The sequence below is a fragment of the Permianibacter fluminis genome (assembly GCF_013179735.1).
GTDB lineage: Bacteria > Pseudomonadota > Gammaproteobacteria > Enterobacterales > Permianibacteraceae > Permianibacter > Permianibacter fluminis.
The window spans coordinates 2340089-2359014 of record NZ_JABMEG010000001.1 but is presented as its reverse complement, the minus strand read 5'-3'; the positions used below and the strand labels follow the sequence as shown (position 1 = coordinate 2359014).

At 55.4% G+C, this 18926-nt stretch carries 17 protein-coding genes and 1 pseudogene; 1 reads left to right on the top strand and 17 read right to left on the bottom strand.

What is annotated here, in order from left to right:
* Positions 1 to 522 precede the first annotated feature (522 nt).
* Complete coding sequence (locus HPT27_RS10230; RefSeq protein WP_172242655.1) at positions 523 to 849, top strand: hypothetical protein; 327 nt, start codon at positions 523 to 525, stop codon at positions 847 to 849.
* 118 nt (positions 850 to 967) lie between these two features.
* Here HPT27_RS10230 and HPT27_RS10225 read toward each other — a convergent pair whose 3' ends face one another.
* The 17 genes and pseudogenes from HPT27_RS10225 to cmk form a co-directional block, all read right to left on the bottom strand.
* Complete coding sequence (locus HPT27_RS10225) at positions 968 to 1912, bottom strand: Gfo/Idh/MocA family protein (RefSeq protein ID WP_172242652.1); 945 nt, start codon at positions 1910 to 1912, stop codon at positions 968 to 970.
* Between the two features lie 13 nt (positions 1913 to 1925).
* On the bottom strand, positions 1926 to 2906 hold the full coding sequence (locus tag HPT27_RS10220) for a Rossmann-fold NAD(P)-binding domain-containing protein (protein ID WP_172242649.1): 981 nt from the start codon (positions 2904 to 2906) through the stop codon (positions 1926 to 1928).
* Between the two features lie 7 nt (positions 2907 to 2913).
* Positions 2914 to 3615, bottom strand: coding sequence for an acylneuraminate cytidylyltransferase family protein (locus HPT27_RS10215; RefSeq protein WP_172242646.1), 702 nt, complete (start codon positions 3613 to 3615; stop codon positions 2914 to 2916).
* An 11-nt stretch (positions 3616 to 3626) separates the two neighbouring features.
* Entirely contained in the window at positions 3627 to 4568 is a 942-nt protein-coding gene (locus tag HPT27_RS10210) for a Wzz/FepE/Etk N-terminal domain-containing protein (protein ID WP_172242643.1), read from the bottom strand.
* Positions 4569 to 4595: 27 nt separating this feature from the next.
* Positions 4596 to 6872: a polysaccharide biosynthesis/export family protein gene (locus HPT27_RS10205; RefSeq protein WP_235950868.1), complete on the bottom strand. Its 2277-nt coding sequence runs from the start codon at positions 6870 to 6872 to the stop codon at positions 4596 to 4598.
* Between the two features lie 36 nt (positions 6873 to 6908).
* Positions 6909 to 7193 (bottom strand): annotated as a pseudogene (locus HPT27_RS19710) (polysaccharide biosynthesis/export family protein); the annotation flags it as partial.
* Positions 7194 to 7551: 358 nt separating this feature from the next.
* Positions 7552 to 8274, bottom strand: coding sequence for a Tgt2/MlaC family protein (locus HPT27_RS10200; protein WP_172242637.1), 723 nt, complete (start codon positions 8272 to 8274; stop codon positions 7552 to 7554).
* Positions 8275 to 8312: 38 nt separating this feature from the next.
* Positions 8313 to 9398, bottom strand: coding sequence for a non-hydrolyzing UDP-N-acetylglucosamine 2-epimerase (gene wecB, locus HPT27_RS10195; protein ID WP_268935785.1), 1086 nt, complete (start codon positions 9396 to 9398; stop codon positions 8313 to 8315).
* 75 nt (positions 9399 to 9473) lie between these two features.
* A complete protein-coding gene (locus HPT27_RS10190) occupies positions 9474 to 10784 on the bottom strand; it encodes a nucleotide sugar dehydrogenase (RefSeq protein WP_172245280.1) in 1311 nt (436 codons plus the stop codon).
* A 135-nt stretch (positions 10785 to 10919) separates the two neighbouring features.
* Positions 10920 to 12368 (bottom strand): mannose-1-phosphate guanylyltransferase/mannose-6-phosphate isomerase, encoded by a 1449-nt coding sequence (locus HPT27_RS10185; protein ID WP_172242631.1) that lies wholly within the window; start codon positions 12366 to 12368, stop codon positions 10920 to 10922.
* Positions 12369 to 12511: 143 nt separating this feature from the next.
* Complete coding sequence (locus tag HPT27_RS19615) at positions 12512 to 12841, bottom strand: ComEA family DNA-binding protein (RefSeq protein ID WP_172242628.1); 330 nt, start codon at positions 12839 to 12841, stop codon at positions 12512 to 12514.
* A 140-nt stretch (positions 12842 to 12981) separates the two neighbouring features.
* Positions 12982 to 13674, bottom strand: a complete 693-nt coding sequence (gene pyrF, locus HPT27_RS10175) for an orotidine-5'-phosphate decarboxylase (protein WP_172242625.1) — start codon at positions 13672 to 13674, stop codon at positions 12982 to 12984.
* A gap of 92 nt (positions 13675 to 13766) precedes the next feature.
* On the bottom strand, positions 13767 to 14927 hold the full coding sequence (gene lapB / locus HPT27_RS10170; RefSeq protein ID WP_172242622.1) for a lipopolysaccharide assembly protein LapB: 1161 nt from the start codon (positions 14925 to 14927) through the stop codon (positions 13767 to 13769).
* Positions 14928 to 14955: 28 nt separating this feature from the next.
* Positions 14956 to 15249, bottom strand: coding sequence for a LapA family protein (locus HPT27_RS10165; RefSeq protein ID WP_172242619.1), 294 nt, complete (start codon positions 15247 to 15249; stop codon positions 14956 to 14958).
* Positions 15250 to 15253: 4 nt separating this feature from the next.
* A complete protein-coding gene (ihfB, locus tag HPT27_RS10160; RefSeq protein WP_172242616.1) occupies positions 15254 to 15586 on the bottom strand; it encodes an integration host factor subunit beta in 333 nt (110 codons plus the stop codon).
* Positions 15587 to 15950: 364 nt separating this feature from the next.
* Positions 15951 to 17627 carry a 30S ribosomal protein S1 gene (gene rpsA / locus HPT27_RS10155; RefSeq protein ID WP_172242613.1) on the bottom strand — a complete coding sequence of 559 codons (1677 nt, stop codon included), beginning with the start codon at positions 17625 to 17627 and terminating at the stop codon, positions 15951 to 15953.
* 364 nt (positions 17628 to 17991) lie between these two features.
* Positions 17992 to 18696, bottom strand: coding sequence for a (d)CMP kinase (gene cmk / locus HPT27_RS10150; protein ID WP_172242610.1), 705 nt, complete (start codon positions 18694 to 18696; stop codon positions 17992 to 17994).
* Positions 18697 to 18926: the final 230 nt, after the last annotated feature.

Below are 18926 nucleotides of genomic sequence, written 5' to 3'. Positions count from 1 at the left end.
TTCCACTGGCAGTGGATACGATCTCACGCTTAACCTGCTATCGATCTCCTTACAGAAAAACAACGATGCCGAATAGAGTGAAACGATGTGCCCCGGCAACCAATTAAGGCCACCAAGCTCAACCTCGAACGGCAAGTCCAATATAAGAAGCTTAAATCCATGAGCGCGACAGATTCGAGCAATCTTCTCATCAGATTCCTCCCGATGTGGGAGATAAAAAACTTCGAATCCAACGTAATCCTTGGCTACTAGGCAACAAAAGTCCTCGTAAGTGCCGTCATTAATAATACCGGCCTCCACCACCTTAGAACCAAGCAGGAATACCGCGTTTACCTTGACTGGAACACTGCCCGACCCTGATCGAGCCCGGCTTAAGACTGTGCTAATTTCCCCTTTCTCGACGGCCCAAAACGGAGAGGGCGGAAGGTTCAGAAAGGAGTGCATCAATAGGTTGCCGGATGGGGACCTTCTCGAAAAATACTTATTCAGCGAGAATAGCTTCTGAACGGAGTGCGTCTCTGAATGCTGGTCGAAATCCTGCGCAACAATCTTCCTCCCCACCACCTTATAAACACCAAGGGATGCAACACCATCGTCAAGCAATATAAGGTTGCGACAAGAAAACAATCCAGCTATTACTCGGGCGAGGCCCGACCGATAGTCTCCGACCCCAATACTAAAAAAGTTGACACGCTGAACAACCTTCTTGAGAAAAACACGGAGAAGCAATCCAGCCATTTCAATATGGTTTGTTGCTCGCTGCGAAATTACGCATTCGAAATCACTCGGACGAACAAGGCGCTGAACGACGGCAAGCAACTGATCATTATTCTTGTTATTTTTACCTAGTCTCAGCACAAGCCAACCTCTGCCTAAGTGCCTGCTTCTACAGGATATGGCCGAAATAAGTTGAAAAGGCGCCTCAACGAAATATACATGTACTGAGGAGGCATCAAAATGAGCATCTCTATCGTGTCTCATATCCCGCCATCCTTGCATAAATCGTCGCAAGCTTTACGTGCTCTGACAGAGCGGGGAACGAGGACAAGTCTCCGTGGATGTACTTCGAGACTTGAAGATATAAGCCTGGCTTAAATTTCTTATCCATCGAATCATCAAAGACATCATCAATCAGGTCCATCGAACCGATATTTTGAATCTTGAGCGTTTCCAATGGGCGAAATACAAGTCGCCGCTGAGAAGTGAGGACCTCTAAGCACCATCTACCCGGCGCAACCCAATTACCTGAGTAGGAAAAAAGAGCTCCAGAATAAGAGACACCACTACCAGAAAAAATTGACGAAGCAGGATGCCATGCGAGGCTACCACTTGTCCGACAATCAATGTCCTTAGGCTGCCCCCCCAAGTAAAAAGCCAAATCAACAACATGAGAAGTATTTGCAAGAAACCAATTCTCTTTAACGGCCGGGTGGTTACTGACCTTAGAAACCCTCCCCCCCCATTCTGACACCTCAAAAGAGAAGCTGCTTACACCGCCATCTTCTAGTATGTATCTCTTTGCGGCCTGTACTGATGCATAGAACCTCCTGTTGTAGGCAACATATACCTGAGCTCCTGCCTTTTCAGCCAATTTGTTGAGCTGAATAAGCTCACTTAAACAGTATGCACCTGGCTTTTCAACAAGTATCTTGTTTACATTGCAGGAAATCAAATTTGCGCAAACGGAAGCAAGTGAAAAGACATCAACCGCCACAATGGCCATATCAATTCGCTGACGACAGTTCTGAAGAAAAAGCTCAACGCCACCAGAAATCGGGGCTTTACCAACTGCATCTTTAAAAACCTGAGCAGACCTAGCACTGCGTCCGACAACCACAAATTCAACACCTATTTCAACCAGAACTTGGGCATAACTGATGGCCATAGGCCCACAACCAACCAAAAGAATCACGTTTTTTCTCACATCAAGTTATGGGACAAATGTCGTTATCCCTTGAGACATCTCCGTATCTCTGAAAATGGGTCAAAAGCGCCTCCAAAAATACTTTGTGCAGCAATGCGGAATCCTCGAATCGGGTTAAGTCAGAAACTCCATCGTGTCGAACCCCCTCAATAAAGCGGGCCGTAAGCTCGCTTTGATAAGGGGTACGAAATGATATTTTTTCTAGCTCTCTGCCATTTTTATCCATTATCGCCATAACGCCATCTCTTTCGGAAATCTTGATATCCAAGGCATCCGTAGAGATTCGAATTAATGCAAACGGCTGATGTTCTGCATCTGAGCAACTAAGCTTAAGAGAGTGGCTGCCAGACCTGGCTTGCATAACACCAAATATCTCTTTGTATCCCGGACGCTTACTTTCAAAGACCTTAGGAATAAGATCAGAAACGTCTAGAGAGTACTCAGTCGACCCTATCAAATATGACCAAAGGTCAATAAAATGAATCGAATTACATGCCAAACCCCAGCCGACACCATCAACCACCATATCAATCACATCAGAGTGACCAATTCGCTGCTTCAACATGCGATAGACTTCATACATGCGACGAGGACAGTTCACCCACGCCCTACCAGATACTTTCAATAGCAACTCGTTTGCAATGTTGATCTGGGCCACTGACTGAAACAGAACCTTTTCAAAAAGAATGGCCTTGGCCAAGCTACGTTCAGAAAAATCTCGAAAGGTCGCCAACCTTACCGCAGCGCCAGTAGCGAATATCGCAAAATCGTACTGCTCGTCAATCTCCTGGATGGACTGAAAAAATCGCACCATTCTTTCAGAGCTAAGACTATCGAAATCCACCTTTGCCATCTCAAGCGAATGGCTGGCTGGATCTATGACATCAATAGAAATTTCGCTTTCTAAATTGAAAAGCGACTGCAAATGCCGTCGCCCTATCTGACCAGCCCCAACCAAAGCCACATTTTTTTTTGTCGACATGCTCAACTCACCGAAAGGAGATCAGGGTTTCAGCCAGTTTAAAATCAAAGATTACGTCAATATCAACAGAACTATCCCGACTCATAACGTAAGCAAAAACCTTGTCGTTAAAGAAGATCTCGCGACTGCCTGCAATCTTCATGACACTGAAAGCATAGATGGCACCATTAATGCGATAATAAACAGGCAAATCCTGACTTCTCTTACCTATCACATCATCCCGAATGAACCCTTCCATGCATAGATTTTCTGGCAAGGTGTTAGCCCACAGAGGGTTGTGTTCAACCTCACAAACCGACACGACTCCATCGCATTTTTCTCTGATTTTTTTCTCCAGAGATTCATCGATGTGCGTATGACTTCGTAGTGGTGATGTGGGCTGCAGGATAACAACATCGTCAAATAGGTGGCCGTTTTCTGCAAGCGATGAAATCACATCGAGGACGACATCAACTGTTTTTGCAGTATCACTTGCAAGTAACTCGGAACGTTTGTGCAGACGGACGCCGTCGTATCTAGCGGCCACATCAAGAATCTCATCACTGTCTGAACTAATCACGATCATGTCAATGTAACTCGACCTGAGTGCGGCATCGATTGTCCAGCTGATCAAAGGCTTCCCAGCCAGAAGTTTGATATTTTTTCCTGGCAAGCGTTTGCTCCCACCTCTCGCTGGGACAACTGCCAATACACGCCTACCTTCGATCACTTGTTTTCACCTCAACTATCTGCTCTTCCGTCACTAGGTGAAATTGCATTACGTCTTCTCCCCATCAACAGGACAATGAACGTTGAAAGAAAAAAGCCAATAAATGTTCCGGCGAGACAAATGAATACTCGATTGGGGCTGTATTTCTCCTCAGGCAAAAATGCGGGGTCGACCACCTTAAATGCATAGTCCTCTCTTACGCTTGCAAGCATTGAGGTTTTCATCTGCTGCTCAATCAGCTTTGAAAAAGCAGATTGAAACTCGGCAACCGTTGTTTCACCTACTTTTTTTGTCAAAAACTCAATGCTCTTATTTGCTTCAGCAATAGCACGTTCACGAATGTATTGATTCGCATCGCTTACGAGAGCGTCGACCCATGCTTTAGAAATGGAGGGAGATTCAGTTATTACCGAAACAGTGATCAGGGACGTCTTTCTGTCCTGCGTAACAGAAAATAGCTTTCTAAACTCCTTCACAGCCTCAACGTCACTTGGAATTTTTTGCTTGGGAAAAGTAACATCACGAACCCAATTGCCACTTTTTTCATCATATATAGAAGGATCTATAACCCATACCCCCTTGCTTTGATCCCATCCGTCAGATGCAATAAGCGCGACCTTAAGGGAATGCTTGTCAATAAACTGTGCTAGAAACTCACCTGATTCCAATGTCTTTAGTGCAATAACAGTTGGGTCCGTAGAAGGACCGCCAAGATCGATTCCTGCAATCCCGGCTAAACCACCAAACTGCGCCAGCAACCCGCTCGCCATGGCGTCAGATGACTGATTTGATGCAAGGATCGCCTCTGACTTGTACTTGTTGGGAAGCATTAAACTCACAAGCATCAGGGCGATGGCTAAAATTCCGGTCAGAGTGAGTATCGGGACTTTCCTTTCCCAAACTCGACTGATTAGGTCCGAAATATCGATTTCTTTTTCGACATTGGTACTCATTTAATATTTTCACCGACGAGTTATGAGTTACAGACTACTAATTGCAGCAATCGCAATTGCAGACTGGTAAATGATCTGTGTAACAGAGGTCCACAGTGGAAGCGGTGACATGTATTCGGTATCCAACGGCACCACAATGGTATCTCCGGGCTGCATGGCAACACCTTTCTTGCCAAACCAACCCCCGCCACTGTTAGGTAGGGAAACCTGACCGTTTGCACGAACAATATAAATGCGGTTCTCATCGGCACGAGCCGCAAGCCCCCCACTACGCTCGATGTAGTCTTCGTAATTCAGGTCGTCAGCAAATACATGGGACGTGGAGTACTGCACTTCTCCAACCACGGATACCGTCTGACGGCGTGGCGGCACCACCAGCAGATCACCAGACTCGAGCTGAATGTCATGTTCCGCACTGGTCACGATGAGCGGCAGGTCAATGACCAGACGGCCGACGGCCTGGGTTTTTTCCAGTTGTGCCAGCAATCCTGCGGCGCGTGTCGCCTGTTCCGCATCAACACCAGGTCTTGTTGGTGCCGTCCCTGCTGATGCAGAGAGCGATGCCGCAGCAACCTGACTTTGCAGTTGCGCCTGAAGCTCCGCTATGCGCTGCGACTCTTGCTTGCGCAGATCATCGCGCGTAAACACCGCACCTTCTGGAGCCGCATATTGAGTGAAGCCACCCGCACGCTTTATCAGTTGCGCAAGGGTTTCGCCGCGCCGAATGGTATACCGGCCTGGAAATACAAACTCACCGCGCAATTCAACCGTCAACTGTTCCTGCCACTCGGGAATCTGCTTTATGAATACTTGATCACGACTGACCAATGCAGGGCTGGCGGCATGAGCATCAAGAATCTGGCGTAAATCCAGTGGAATATGGTCTACGGTTGCTTCGTTCGGGTTGGTTAGGTTGACTCGCGTGACTTCTGCCGCAAGCGTGTAGGCCGCTTCGGTCAATCCGCCGGCAGCCGTGAGCAGATGCGCCAAGGTGAAGCCTTCAGTCATCGGGTAGATGCCGGGAAAGCGCACACTGCCGCTAATCTCCACGGTGTCCAGCGCCTGTCCCGAGCGGCTTTGGTCACGCAACTTCATCAGCACTGGGGCGAGCAACGTTTGCCGGCGGTTATCTCTGGTAGCCGTGTCGGCAGAATTCGTCTGGTTAAGACCGCCACGCGACGCGGGCCAGTACAAGCCCGCGTTTTGATTTTGGCTGCCATAGCGCTGGCTGACGTATTGTTGCTGCGTGTTGCCTGAATACGGCGTGGCGGAGTTGGGCTGCGGCTGCAGTGCTGGTTGGGCGGACTGCTGATTTTGTGCTGTTGTCTGATTTGGTACCGCACCTTGTTGCGATGCTTGCGCACCAAAGGGCTGATTGTTGAGCTGATTGCTCGGCTGATTGGATATATTGGAATTGTTGGTATAACCGCCAAGCGACGCGCCCATTGCAGAAGCCGACTGGCCCGGTCCGAGCACATCATTCATTTGTTTGGAGAACACCAGCACGCGGTCGCGACGCTGCAGGACCAGATCATCTTTGCTGCCAATCTGGTTCAGCACGCCGTCGAGGCTGAACTGCAGTACGGTGATGTCACGGCGTGAATTTTTTTCCCGGGCAACAACGGCGTAGTCCAGATCAACATCGACTTGCAGGTCCGACGCGCGTGACCGCAGCAAATCACTCACCCGGATGCCGTCATACCATTGATATTTACCGGGTCGGGTAACCGCGCCGACCAGCTCCACCGACTCCTCCACCTGTTCGGCAACCGACGCAACCGTCAGCTTGTCGCCATCTTGCAGACGGGTGGCGGCGGAATTGTGCTGGGTCAGATCAATGGTTTTGATGCTGCGCAGCTTTTTGGCATCAATGCGTTCGAGCACGGTGGATTGCGCATAGGCATCGGCGGTCATGCCGCCCGCCATCGCCACCAGCTCGGACACCGTTTCGCCGGGCTTGATTTCATACAGCGCCGGGCGGCGAATCTGGCCATCGATGCCCACACGGTTGGCCACCGGTGGAATAAAGATCACATCGCCCTGCTGCAATCGCAGATCGCCGGAGGTGTCGCCTTTCAAGAGCAGGTCGTACAGATCAAAACGGCCGATCAGTTTGCCGCTGCGCTTGATTTCGATATTGCGTAGAGAACCAATGGTTTGCACGCCACCGCTGACAAACAAGGCATTGGTCACAGTGGAGAGCGCACTGACGGTATAGGAGCCGGGGCGATAGGCATCCCCCAGAACAAACACTCGAATGCTGTGCAGCTCGCCGAGTGTGATGTTGGCGTCAACGCCAATCATTTGCTGGCTCACCCGCTTCTGCAAGGTTTGCTGCAAGCTGGCGAAACTGAGCCCGGCTACGGCAATCGGGCCAAGCTCCGGAAACGCGATGGTGCCATCACGACCAACGGTCAGTGCATAACTGGCGCTTTGTTTGCCAAACAACTGCACGTTGATGATGTCGCCGGGGCCAACGGTAAAATCGGGCGGCACCGGAATATCGGTAGCGGGCGCAAACGTGGTGGGGGTACCGGCAAACAAGTCGTAGCCAAAGGGCTGCAAGCCCTCAGGTGCCTGCGGCGCTTGATAGGTCGCACCGTTGCCCCAGGCATCGACAGGCATTTGCGCCTGCCAGGGATAAGGGCGCGGCAATACATTCTCAGGTTGGCTCAGCGGCTGCCCGGTGTTGCTGACACCGGCAGATTGCCGGAGTGCAGTGATATCCACGCCATATTGCTTGGCCAGACGCTCCTGCTCCGCCGGCGGCAATTGCCGGAACATGTCGATCTGCTGTTGCGTAATGCCACTCGGCAATTGCGCAGCTTGTGTCACCGAAGCAGCCAATGCCAGAGCACCAGCAAGAAGATAACGAACCATTGTCATTGTTCTATCCACTGATCAAATTCAAATGGGTCGGCGTTCTGCCCCCCTTTCATCAAGGGTTCAGCGCACGCCATCCACAAGCAAGACCTTACTGGTCCTATTCGTTTTTTCCGTCGGGGCTGACGCGCAGGTCTACGCCCCTGTCTTGTGCACTCCCGGTGGTAGCGGCAGTAGCGGTCGCCGTCACGGGTTGGATTTCAGCAAAGAATAGGTCATTTTTTGTCTTGAGGTGATTCAGGAAGGCCTCGTAGCCACCGGTGCGCCACAACACATCGTATTGCCAACGCTTCATGCCGGTGTAGGTAACGCCTTCGACGCTGAAATCGGCTACACGCCATTCCGCTTTTTGTTGAATGAGTTCGATAACGACAGGGATGGCGTCAAAACCACTGACTCCACGCAGGGTCAAATGCAACAACCGCCGGTTTGCGGAAGGCGCGTCGATGGTTTCAAGATTCAGTTGCTGGCCACTGTATTGGGCGGAGGCTTCGAGCAGATAGCGCACCAGCGTTCGAGTCACTTCGCTCGCCAGCTGTTGCTGCTGCTCCGGCGTCAGGGTGCGCCAGTTGTCGGCACCGGCCAGACGACGAGCCAGTGCCGTGTTCGCCAGCCATTGCCGGACGATTGCATCAGCGGGCGGCAGCAGCACTGCGCCTCTGCTGCCGGCGGCCAGCCGCGCCATGAACTCGTCAAAGGCGTGTTGCACCGATTGCTGCAAAGCCGCGGTGCTGGCCTGCTCGACTGGCATTACGCTGTCGGCCGCCACCGGCGACAGCGACAGCCACGCGAGACCGACTCCGCTCAACAGGGCGCTGCGCATTCGCGTTGCCAGTCGAAGGAGTCGCGCGCGGTTCATGGCTAGCCGAGCACCTTGTCCAACACCGAAACAATGCGCTCGGCGGCTTTGCCGTCCCAGAGTGCGGGGCGACGACCGTGTTTACCGTCGCCACGCAGCACAGCGCTGATGGCGGAGTAAATGGCCACCGGGTCGGTGCCCACAAGGGTGTTGGTGCCCTCATCCACCGTCACCGGTCGCTCGGTATTTTCACGGACCGTGATGCAGGGAATGCCCAGCGCCGTGGTTTCTTCCTGCAGGCCACCGCTGTCGGTGACGACAACCACGGCATCTTTCCACAGGTTCAGAAAATCCATGTACGAAAGCGGCTTGGTCAGCAGCACATTGCTGCCGAGATCAATACCAAACTTCTCCAGATTGGCCCGGGTGCGCGGGTGCACCGGGAAAATCAGCGGCAAATCCTGCGAGGCCTTGACCAGCGCCTGCGCCAACTTGGCAAAGGTCGCCGGATCATCGACGTTCGACGGCCGATGCAGCGTGATCACGCCGTAGCGGGAAAATTGCTGCTTGATGCTGTTGCTGGACAGCTCGCCGCATTGCCCTTGTTGCAGCTGCGCGTACTGGAACAGCAGGTTGTCCACCATCACGTGGCCGACGTCATAGACCACATCCGGTGCTTTACCTTCTTGCAACAAGTGCTCACGGCCTGAGGGTTCGGTGACAAAGAACCAGTCGGTAATGGCATCGGTGACCAGGCGATTGATTTCTTCCGGCATCCGCAGATCACCGCTGCGCAGACCGGCTTCCACATGCGCAACCGGAATGTGCAATTTTTTCGCTACGATGGAGCAAGCCAGCGTCGAGTTGACATCCCCTACCACGAGCACGCAATCCGGTTGGTCGCGCTGGCAGATTTCCTCAAACCCAACCATGATCTTGGCAGTTTGCGTGGCATGGCTGCCGCCGCCAGCTTCGAGGTGAAAATCCGGCTTTGGAATGCCGAGCTCCTCGAAAAACACATCACTCATTTCATGATCGTAATGCTGGCCGGTATGGACAATGCGATAGGTAAAGCGGTCTTGCCTGGCATCGAGCGCGCGAACAATCGGAGCAATTTTCATAAAATTGGGCCGAGCACCCGCCACCATGTAAATGAGTTTTTTAGTACGTTCTGCACTCATCAGCAATCAAATCCTTGTATCAAATTGAACGCGGGCGGCCCATCAAAGCCGCCACAGCGCCACACCCACCTTCCCCATCGCCTCACGATCCAACGCACACTTGACGTCGGAGATGCGAGCGCCCGGGGCCAGCATGGCTTTGAGTTGTTCGGCGCTGAGCGCTTTGTATTGTTTGTGCGCGACCGCGATGATGATGTGGTCGAGGTTGTTCAGTTGGTTCAGGTCAACGAGGTCGACGCCGTATTCGTGTTTGGCTTCGTCTTTGTCGGCGATGGCGTCGTGCACCAAGGGCTCGATGCCGTAGCTGCGCAGTTCGTTGATGATGTGGATGACTTTGCTGTTGCGCAGGTCCGGGCAGTCTTCTTTGAAGGTGAGGCCGAGGACGGCGACGCGGGCACCGTGCAGCGGCCGGCCGGCTTTGAGCATTTCTTTGATGGCTTCCTGGGCAACGAAGCGGCCCATGTCGTCGTTGACTTGCCGACCGGCGAGGATGACTTGCGGGTGGTAGCCGAGTTTTTGCGCTTTGTGGGTGAGGTAGAACGGGTCGACGCCGATGCAGTGACCGCCGACGAGGCCGGGCCGGAATGGCAAGAAGTTCCATTTGGTGCCGGCGGCTTGCAGGACGTCGACGGTGTCGATGCCCATACGGTGGAATATCAGCGAGAGTTCGTTCATCAGGGCGATGTTCAAATCGCGCTGGGTGTTTTCGATGACTTTGGCGGCTTCGGCGACTTTGATGCTGGCGGCGCGGTAGACGCCGGCGGTGACGACGGAGCTGTAGACGTCGGCAACGATGTCGAGGGTTTTGGCATCTTGGCCGGAGACGACTTTTTTGATTTTGGTGAAGGTGTGTTCTTTGTCGCCCGGGTTGATGCGTTCGGGTGAGTAGCCGACGGTGAAATCAACACCACATTTCAAACCGGATTCGCGTTCGAGCACCGGTACGCAGTCTTCTTCGGTGGCGCCGGGGTAGACGGTGGATTCGTAGACGACGATGTCGCCTTTTTTGAGCGCTTTGCCGACGCTGACCGAGGCTTTGAGCATCGGGGTCAGGTCGGGGATGTTGGCGTCATCGACCGGGGTCGGCACGGCAACGATGAAGAAGTCGGCTTTTTTGAGCTCGTCGATTTGGTTGGTGTAGTGAATGCGGGTTTCGGCAAGCTCCGCCGCGGTCACTTCGCCGGTGTGGTCCTGGCCGGTTTTGAGTTCGGCGATGCGCTTGGTGTTGATGTCGAAACCGATGGTCTGATTGCCATCAATGGCGGCTTGACGACCAAAGGCGACCGCAACGGGCAGGCCTACGTAGCCCAGGCCTATGACGGCGATTTTTCTGTTGTGTGGCACGATGAACATCCTGAACAAGTCAAAATAAATGTAGTGCGTTTTTCTAGCGCCATTTTGACCTGAGAGAGCCCCCTCTCCCCTGCCCCTCTCCCGCAAGGGGTGAGGGGTTCTCTGACGACTAGCGTGTTGTCAGAGCGACGCTAACTAACGACCGTAATTGTCCGAAAACCGGACGATATCGTCCTCGCCCAAATAGGCGCCGGACTGCACTTCAATCATTTCCAGTGGCACCTTGCCCGGATTGCTGAGCCGATGCGTCTTGCCGAGCGGAATGAACGTGGATTGGTTTTCGGTCAACAGAAACGTTTCATCGCCACAGGTCACTTCGGCGGTGCCGGTCACCACGATCCAGTGCTCGGCACGGTGGTAATGCATCTGTAACGACAATGAGGCGCCGGGGTTGACCGAGATGCGCTTCACTTGGAAACGCGCGCCTTCGTCCACGCCTTCATAACTGCCCCAGGGGCGATAGACGCGGCGATGGGTAACCGCCTCATTTCGACCTTGTTTCTGCAATTGCTGGACAACGTCCTTCACCGCTTGCGCTTGTGAGCTGTCGGCAACCAGCACGGCATCGGCGGTTTCGACCACGATCAGATTTTCGACACCGACCAGCGCAATCAAACGCCGTTCGGCCAAAGCCAGGTTATTGGTGGATTTCACCGCGATCACATCACCACGGGTGCGGTTGCCGTGCGCATCCGCCGGCATCTGTTCGGCGACTGACGGCCATGAACCCAAATCCGACCATCCGGCTTGCATCGGCACCACAGCCGCGCGCGGACCGTTGGCAACTTCGGCAAGCCGCTCCATGACGGCATAGTCGATCGAATCGGACGGTGACTGCGCAAACGCGGCTTTGTCCAAGCGGATGAAATCGAGATCGTGACTGGCTTGACTGAGTGCGGCTTTGCACGCGGACAGCATGGTCGGTTGCAGGGCATTGACACAATGCAACCAGATATCCGCGCGCACCAGAAAAATGCCGCTGTTCCAGTAATAACCGCCACGCTGCAAGAATTGCTCGGCGGTTTCCCGATTGGGTTTTTCGACAAACGCCGACAGTTTGTAGACACCGGAGCCAAGTTCAGCATCGGTTTTCAAATAGCCGTAACCGGTGTGCGGTTCGGTCGGGACAATGCCGAACGTCACCACACTGCCCGCTTCCGCGGTCGGAATGGCTTTGCTTACCGCCGCCCGAAATGCCGCTTCATCGTTGATGATGTGATCCGCTGGCATCACCAGCAGCAGCGTCGTGTCAGGCGTTTCTGGCAGCAGGGCAGCAACTGTCATCGCGGGTGCGGTGTTGCGGCCCACCGGCTCCAGAATGATGCGCGCCTGCTGGGCAACCGCACGGCATTGCTCGGCGATCAAAAACCGGTGTTCCTGATTGGCGACAATGGCCGGCTCGGCAACAGGAATTGGCCAAGAGGCGTGCTGAATGCGTTTGAGGGTTTGCTGCAACAGGCTGATGTCGCCAATCAACGGCAACAATTGCTTGGGGTAAAGCTCGCGGGAAAGCGGCCACAGGCGGGTGCCGGCGCCGCCGGACAAAATGACGGGAAGCAGGGTACTGCGTGTTGGTGTGGACATCCGTGCCCTCGAAGCGATTTGTAAACTGCCGCCGAACTATAGCAAAGCCGCTGATAATTTGGAAAATTTTCTGACACGTCAGTAAGCCGGCACGAACAAAAAGGGCGTCATCCGACGCCCTTTTTTACGCTTTTGTGAACCGCTTACTTAATTGCAATCCGGGCCGCATTCTTTTGCAAAGTGGCCGGACCAACGCCTTTGACTTTTAGCAGATCTTCAACCGCCTTGAACGGGCCGTTGGCCTCACGGTGAGCAACGATGGCCTCTGCCTTCTTGATGCCAATGCCCTTCATGCCCTTGGCCAGTTCCTTGGCTGACGCGGTGTTGATGTTGAGCCGGGATTCGACTTTGGCATCGGCGGTTTTGGCATCGGCCGACACGACTTCGGTTGGCTTGCCAGTCGAAGGGTTGGCATGAGCCGGGGCAATCAGGGTCAGCAGGGCCAGCGAGGCAGCAGCAATCAGGTAACGCATGTGAGGGTCTCCATTTCCATTGGGTTGCGCCGCATTGCTGCGCGTCCAGCGCTCGCGGCGTTTGCACATTCCAGTGCAACACGTGCCATCCGGGCACGGAACGCATGGTAGGAGAACCGGTTTTGCGGCTCCAGAGCGTCTTACAAGGAATCAGCAATCTCGCACAAAGCCATGCGCGGATCCGGCGCCCCGGTGATGGGCCGGCCGATAACCAGATAGCTGCTGCCGGCGGCCAGCGCCTCTTGTGGCGTCAGCGTCCGGATCTGGTCACCGGCGGCACTGCCAGCCGGACGAATACCGGGCGTAATCAGGGCAAACCCCGGCCGGGACTGCTGACGCAGCGCCGGCGCTTCCCGGGCCGAACAGACCACGCCATCCAGCCCGGCCTGCTCGGTCAGCTTGGCCAGCAACAGCACCTGATCGTCGATGCTGCGGTTGATACCGATAGCCGCCAGTTGCTCGGCATCAAACGAGGTGAGCACCGTGACGGCGATGAGCAACGGCTTTTGCGCGCCATAGCTTTGCAGCGCTTCGCGAGCCGCGACCATCATTTTCGGGCCGCCGCTGGCGTGGACGTTGACCATCCAGACGCCGAGATCGGCCGCCGATTTGACCGCGCCCGCCACGGTGTTCGGAATGTCGTGGAATTTCAGATCGAGAAAGACCTGAAAGCCGCGCTGCTGAATGGCGCGGACAAACGACGGGCCAAATTTGGTGAACATTTCTTTGCCGACTTTCAGCCGGCATTGCGCCGGGTCGAGTTGATCGGCCAGCGCGAGCGCTTTGGCTTCGAGGTCGTAATCCAATGCGACGATGATTTTCGGGTCGGTCATGATCTTGTCTCGTTTGCGTCACGCACTGGGCAGCCAGTCGCGATAAATTGATTTCGCTGCCCTCGCCCGTGACGGGAGAGGGAATCACTCGATTATTCCCCTTCGATGCCGGTCACCGGCCGCACGCTGTTCCAGGTCTTGCAACTGGGGCAACGCCAATGCAGCTGTTTGCCCTGAAAACCGCAGCGCCGGCAGCGGTAGCGCGGCAATTTGGCAACCAGTCGCTGCAATACATCTTGCAGCAGGGCCAGACTCTCCCGCGTGCTGCCCTGCGCGTGCTGAACATGCAGCTCAACCAGCTTCAACAACTCGCGCAAACTGGGGCGCAGCTTCAGTTGTGTGATCAGGTATTCACCGGTGGCGCGATCCCCATCGCTGGCGCGGATCCGCTCGGCCAAGGCCAGCACCACGCTGGCGCCGGCACCGGCAGCAATGGCCTCGTTCAGCAGCTGGCGCTCGCGCTCGGCGTGCTGTTTACCCCAGATTTCCAACAGGGCCAGCACTTCCACAAACAAGGTCGCGTCCTGCTGCAGCATGCGCTGCAAACTGGCCTCGAAAGCAGCGTCATCCTGCTCGGCAATGGCGACCCGGGCCGCCACCAGGCTGGCACGCACGGATTTGTCGTCGAGCTCCAGCGCGGTCTGCAAGCGTTGCCGGGTCAGTTCAAACCGGTTCGCTGCCAATGCCTGCTCGGCCAGCTCGCAGTAGAAATGCGCCAGCATCGGTGCGGCATCTTCGGCGCCTTCATTGCGCATGGCGTCCGCGATATTGGCGGCTTTGTCCCATTCCCGGGTTTGCTGATACAGCGCCAGCAACTCTTTCTGGCAGGAGCGTCGGTAGACGCCGTCCTGCTGCAGATCGAGAAAAATTTCCTCGGCCCGGTCAAGAATGCCGGCGGCGAAATAATCGAGTCCGAGCTCGTATTGGGCGTGACTGCGATGGGCCGGCGGCAGCAGCAGCCTAGACAGGATATTTTGGTGGATACGGATGGCACGTTCGGTTTCGCCACGGCGGCGATACAGATTGCCGAGCGCGAAATGGGTATCGACCGTTTCCGGATCGACATTGACCAGCTCGACAAACATATCAATGGCTTTGTCCGGCTGATCATTCAGCACATACGACAAGCCCTTGAAGTAACGCTTGGCGCGCTCCGCCGAGCGCCGGGCCTGCTTGTGTCGATCATAGCGACGGCCGAACACCCAACCGAGTGCGGCCGCCAGCAGTACCCAAAGCCAGAAGGAAAGTGTCATGCGATCCGGTCCGTCACCGGAGTCAGAATCAACGCGCTGCCTTGCTGGCAGCCGAGGTCAGTTTCTGCAATTCCTGCTCGGTTTGCACCAACCGGTCGCGCAGACGCCGATTGACCAGCCGCGCCCGGACCAGCGCCGCGCCGCAATACAGCACGCCCAGCAGAAAGCCCGCAAGGAAGACGCCGAGCAGCCAGTACGACAGCCGGCCCGTCAAGTTGCCAATCAGGTAGTTGACCGTGACTTCGCCACCGTTGGCTGCCGAGAACAACCAGCCGCCAATCAGCAACAAGACCACAATGATGAAAATCAGTAGGCGACGCATTCAATCAATCCTCGTCGCCATCGTCTTCGTCGTCATCATCAAAGGCGATGATATCGACGCCGCCGTTGACGCGGCTGCGCAGTTCTTTGCCCGGCTTGAAATGCGGGACGTATTTGCCGTCCAGCATGACCGACTCACCGGTCTTCGGATTACGACCAACCCTCGGGGCACGGTAGTGCAACGAAAAGCTGCCAAAACCACGAATCTCAATGCGCTCGCCCTTGGCCAGGGCTTGGGCCATGTGTTCGAGCAAGGTCTTCACGACCAGCTCGACGTCTTTCGCATTGAGTTGGCCTTGCATACCGGCAAGCCGCTCAATGAGCTCCGACTTGGTCATCCGGCTTTCCTTTTGCCGTCAAGGGGTTACGATTTTGCCATTATGGCCCGATAAAAGCAGAAATGCACGCCCACTCAACAACTTAGGCGCATTTTTTCGGGTAATGGGCAAAATGACCGATAAGTGGGGTCAGCGCGCCGGCTTTATGCCTATATCTGGTCTGCCGGTACGCATTTCCTTACCGGCCTCCATGGTCAATTGATAGCCGGCCACGACAAACTGGAGCGCTGCTGGTGTTAGCGGCTGGTGTGAACCGCCACCGCTGACTCGGTAAAGGCATTCGGCAGACAACAAAAAAGCCGGCATCAGCCGGCTTTTTTGTTGGGCTTGCGCCCGAGCCATTCACCCTGACGGGCAAGCAGCCTTACTCGCGGTTCGCCATCTGGGCCTTGATCAGGTCACCCAGGGTGGTCGCCGGCACGGCATCATCTTCCTTGCTGTGTTCGGCAATGGCACGAGCTTCTTCATGCTCGTCCTTGGCGCGAACGCTCAGGGAGATGGTGCGGGCTTTGCGATCAACGCCGACGAACTTGGCTTCTATGGTCTCGCCTTCTTTGACGGCGCTACGGGCATCTTCGATGCGCTCGCGGGTCAGTTCGGAAACGCGAATGTAACCTTCGACGCCTTCGCCCAGATCCAGGGTCGCGCCCTTGGCATCCACAGCGGTCACCTTGCCAGAGACAATGGTGCCCTTGCCGTGAGCGGCCAGGTAGTTCGCGAACGGATCGTTCTCGACTTGCTTGATGCCCAGGCTGATGCGCTCGCGCTCGGCATCAACGGCCAAGACAACGGCGTCAACATCGTCGCCCTTCTTGAACTTCTTGACGGCTTCTTCGCCAGTCTCGTTCCAGGAAATGTCCGACAGGTGCACGAGGCCGTCGATGCCACCGTCCAGACCAATGAAGATACCGAAATCGGTGATCGACTTGATCTTGCCGGAGACGCGGTCACCCTTGTTGTGGGTAGCCGAGAAGGTTTGCCACGGGTTGGCAGCGCACTGCTTGATACCCAGCGAAATACGGCGACGCTCTTCGTCGATTTCGAGGACCATGACTTCCACTTCGTCGCCAACCGAAACGACTTTCGACGGGTGAATGTTCTTGTTGGTCCAATCCATTTCGGAAACGTGCACCAGACCTTCGACGCCTTCTTCGATTTCCACGAAGCAGCCGTAATCGGTCAGGTTGGTGACCTTGCCACGCAGCTTGGCACCAGCCGGGTAACGACGGCTGATTTGAACCCACGGATCTTCGCCCAGTTGCTTCAGGCCCAGCGAAACGCGGTTGCGCTCGCGATCGAACTTGAGCACCTTGACCTGGATTTCCTGGCCGACTTCGACCACTTCCGACGGATGCTTGACGCGTTTCCAGGCCATGTCGGTGATGTGCAACAGACCGTCGATGCCGCCGAGGTCAACGAACGCACCGTAATCGGTGAGGTTCTTGACCACGCCCTTGGTTTCCATGCCTTCTTGCAGCTGGCCAAGGAGTTGTTCGCGTTCGGCGCTCGATTCGCTTTCGATAACGGCGCGGCGCGAAACGACAACGTTGTTGCGCTTCTGGTCGAGCTTGATGACCTTGAACTCGAGTTCGCGGCCTTCGAGGTGGGTGGTGTCGCGCACCGGACGTACGTCAACAAGCGAGCCTGGCAGGAACGCGCGGATGGTCTTGATGTCGACCGTGAAGCCGCCTTTGACCTTGCCAGTGATGATGCCCATAACCGCTTCGCCGGCGGTGAAAGAACGCTCGAGAGCAATCCACGATTCCTGACGCTTGGCTTTTTCGCGCGACAGGCGGGTTTCACCGTAACCGTCTTCGACGGCTTCGAGCACAACGTCAACCACGTCACCGACTTTGACGTCGATTTCGCCGGCTTCGTTCTTGAACTGCTCGACCGGGATCACGCCTTCCGACTTCAGGCCAGCGTGCACGGTAACGACGTCAGGGCCGATGTCGACAACGACACCGCGGACAACAGCGCCCGAACGCATTTCTACGGAAACCAGGGATTCTTCAAAAAGTTTGGCGAATGATTCGCTCATTGCGACAGTCCTGAAAACGATTAAGAGAACGCTTTGTTGGAAAAAAGACGCACTTAATCGGTATACAAAACACCTCGAACATCCCGACGAGATGGCTTGCTGCACATGGTCCCGTTTCAATCCATGAAGGGAACCGCCCACCGCGAGCTGCCAACTGGCAAATCACGGAATTCTTCAATTCAATTTGTTCAGCTACCCGGTAGCTGAAGGTCCCCGCTTGAGCGAGGACGAGGTGCACCATTCAGGCGACAGACCACCGGAAAAGCACAAGGCCGCGCGGATCACTGACGGATCGGCGCAGCCTTTTTATTGTTCGGTCAGGGTCGGCTCGAACCGCCCTTGAGGCTCACCTGGCGCAGTACGCTCAACGTTGACCCGAAACCGGTTCTGCGGACAGACGGTTACGGACCACTTCGAGCACCCGCTGCAGCACCTGATCAATGTTCAGGTGGGAGCTGTCGATCTCAATGGCATCATCCGCTGGCCGCAAAGGCGCGACCGGTCGGTTGCGGTCCCGCTCGTCGCGGTCCCGGATGCTGGTCAAAAGGTCGCCAATACTAGCGCCGGACCCCATCGACTGCAACTGCTTAAAGCGCCGTTCGGCGCGGGTTTCGGCCGAAGCGGTCAGGAAAATCTTCACGTCGGCATCCGGAAACACCACAGTGCCCATATCGCGGCCATCGGCCACCAGGCCCGGGCTTTTGGCAAAGGCCCGCTGCCGGTCGAACAAGGCCGCCCGCACCCGCGGGAACGCCGCGACCTGCGAGGCCAGCTGGCTGACTTCGTCGGTCCGGATGTCGTTGGTGACATCCTCACCTTCCAGATACACCCGCGGCTCACCGGTCTTGCCGGCGGCAAACGCGACATCCATGTGGCCAGCCAGTACGGTCAGGGCTTCTTCGTTGTCAGCGGCAATGCCGTGATGACGGGCGGCCAGGCCAACCAGCCGGTACAGCGCACCACTGTCGAGAAAATGGAACTTGAGCTCTTTGGCCACCAGCAGGCCAATCGTGCCCTTGCCCGAACCGCCGGGACCGTCGATTGCAATGACGGGAACCGCTTTGGTCATGGCCTACATCCTTTATATAAGAGCCCCACGTCAGCCGGGAACAGGCCAGCGGGAGCTAATGAATTCGGTCCGGCCGGGGTGCCGGAAAGCGGGCGCGATTCTACGCGAGTTCCGTGACAATGGGGCGGGGTTTTGGACCGAAAACTGTGTACGGGGGTTTCAGAGGCGAGTACGTTAAAACGCGCCTGAGCGCCAGACCAAACCATGGCAGTAGCTGTCTTTGGTAGCAG

Excerpts from the sequence above, each read along its gene's own strand:
- HPT27_RS10230 (WP_172242655.1), top strand. The coding sequence starts at position 523 with ATGCTGGTCGAAATCCTGCGCAACAATCTTCCTCCCCACCACCTTATA.
- HPT27_RS10220 (WP_172242649.1), bottom strand. The coding sequence starts at position 2,906 with ATGTCGACAAAAAAAAATGTGGCTTTGGTTGGGGCTGGTCAGATAGGG.
- HPT27_RS10210 (WP_172242643.1), bottom strand. The coding sequence starts at position 4,568 with ATGAGTACCAATGTCGAAAAAGAAATCGATATTTCGGACCTAATCAGT.
- HPT27_RS10205 (WP_235950868.1), bottom strand. The coding sequence starts at position 6,872 with ATGATTGGCGTTGACGCCAACATCACACTCGGCGAGCTGCACAGCATT.
- HPT27_RS10200 (WP_172242637.1), bottom strand. The coding sequence starts at position 8,274 with ATGCGCAGCGCCCTGTTGAGCGGAGTCGGTCTCGCGTGGCTGTCGCTG.
- wecB (WP_268935785.1), bottom strand. The coding sequence starts at position 9,398 with ATGGTGGCGGGTGCTCGGCCCAATTTTATGAAAATTGCTCCGATTGTT.
- HPT27_RS10190 (WP_172245280.1), bottom strand. The coding sequence starts at position 10,784 with ATGTTCATCGTGCCACACAACAGAAAAATCGCCGTCATAGGCCTGGGC.
- HPT27_RS10185 (WP_172242631.1), bottom strand. The coding sequence starts at position 12,368 with ATGTCCACACCAACACGCAGTACCCTGCTTCCCGTCATTTTGTCCGGC.
- HPT27_RS19615 (WP_172242628.1), bottom strand. The coding sequence starts at position 12,841 with ATGCGTTACCTGATTGCTGCTGCCTCGCTGGCCCTGCTGACCCTGATT.
- pyrF (WP_172242625.1), bottom strand. The coding sequence starts at position 13,674 with ATGACCGACCCGAAAATCATCGTCGCATTGGATTACGACCTCGAAGCC.
- lapB (WP_172242622.1), bottom strand. The coding sequence starts at position 14,927 with ATGACACTTTCCTTCTGGCTTTGGGTACTGCTGGCGGCCGCACTCGGT.
- HPT27_RS10165 (WP_172242619.1), bottom strand. The coding sequence starts at position 15,249 with ATGCGTCGCCTACTGATTTTCATCATTGTGGTCTTGTTGCTGATTGGC.
- ihfB (WP_172242616.1), bottom strand. The coding sequence starts at position 15,586 with ATGACCAAGTCGGAGCTCATTGAGCGGCTTGCCGGTATGCAAGGCCAA.
- rpsA (WP_172242613.1), bottom strand. The coding sequence starts at position 17,627 with ATGAGCGAATCATTCGCCAAACTTTTTGAAGAATCCCTGGTTTCCGTA.
- cmk (WP_172242610.1), bottom strand. The coding sequence starts at position 18,696 with ATGACCAAAGCGGTTCCCGTCATTGCAATCGACGGTCCCGGCGGTTCG.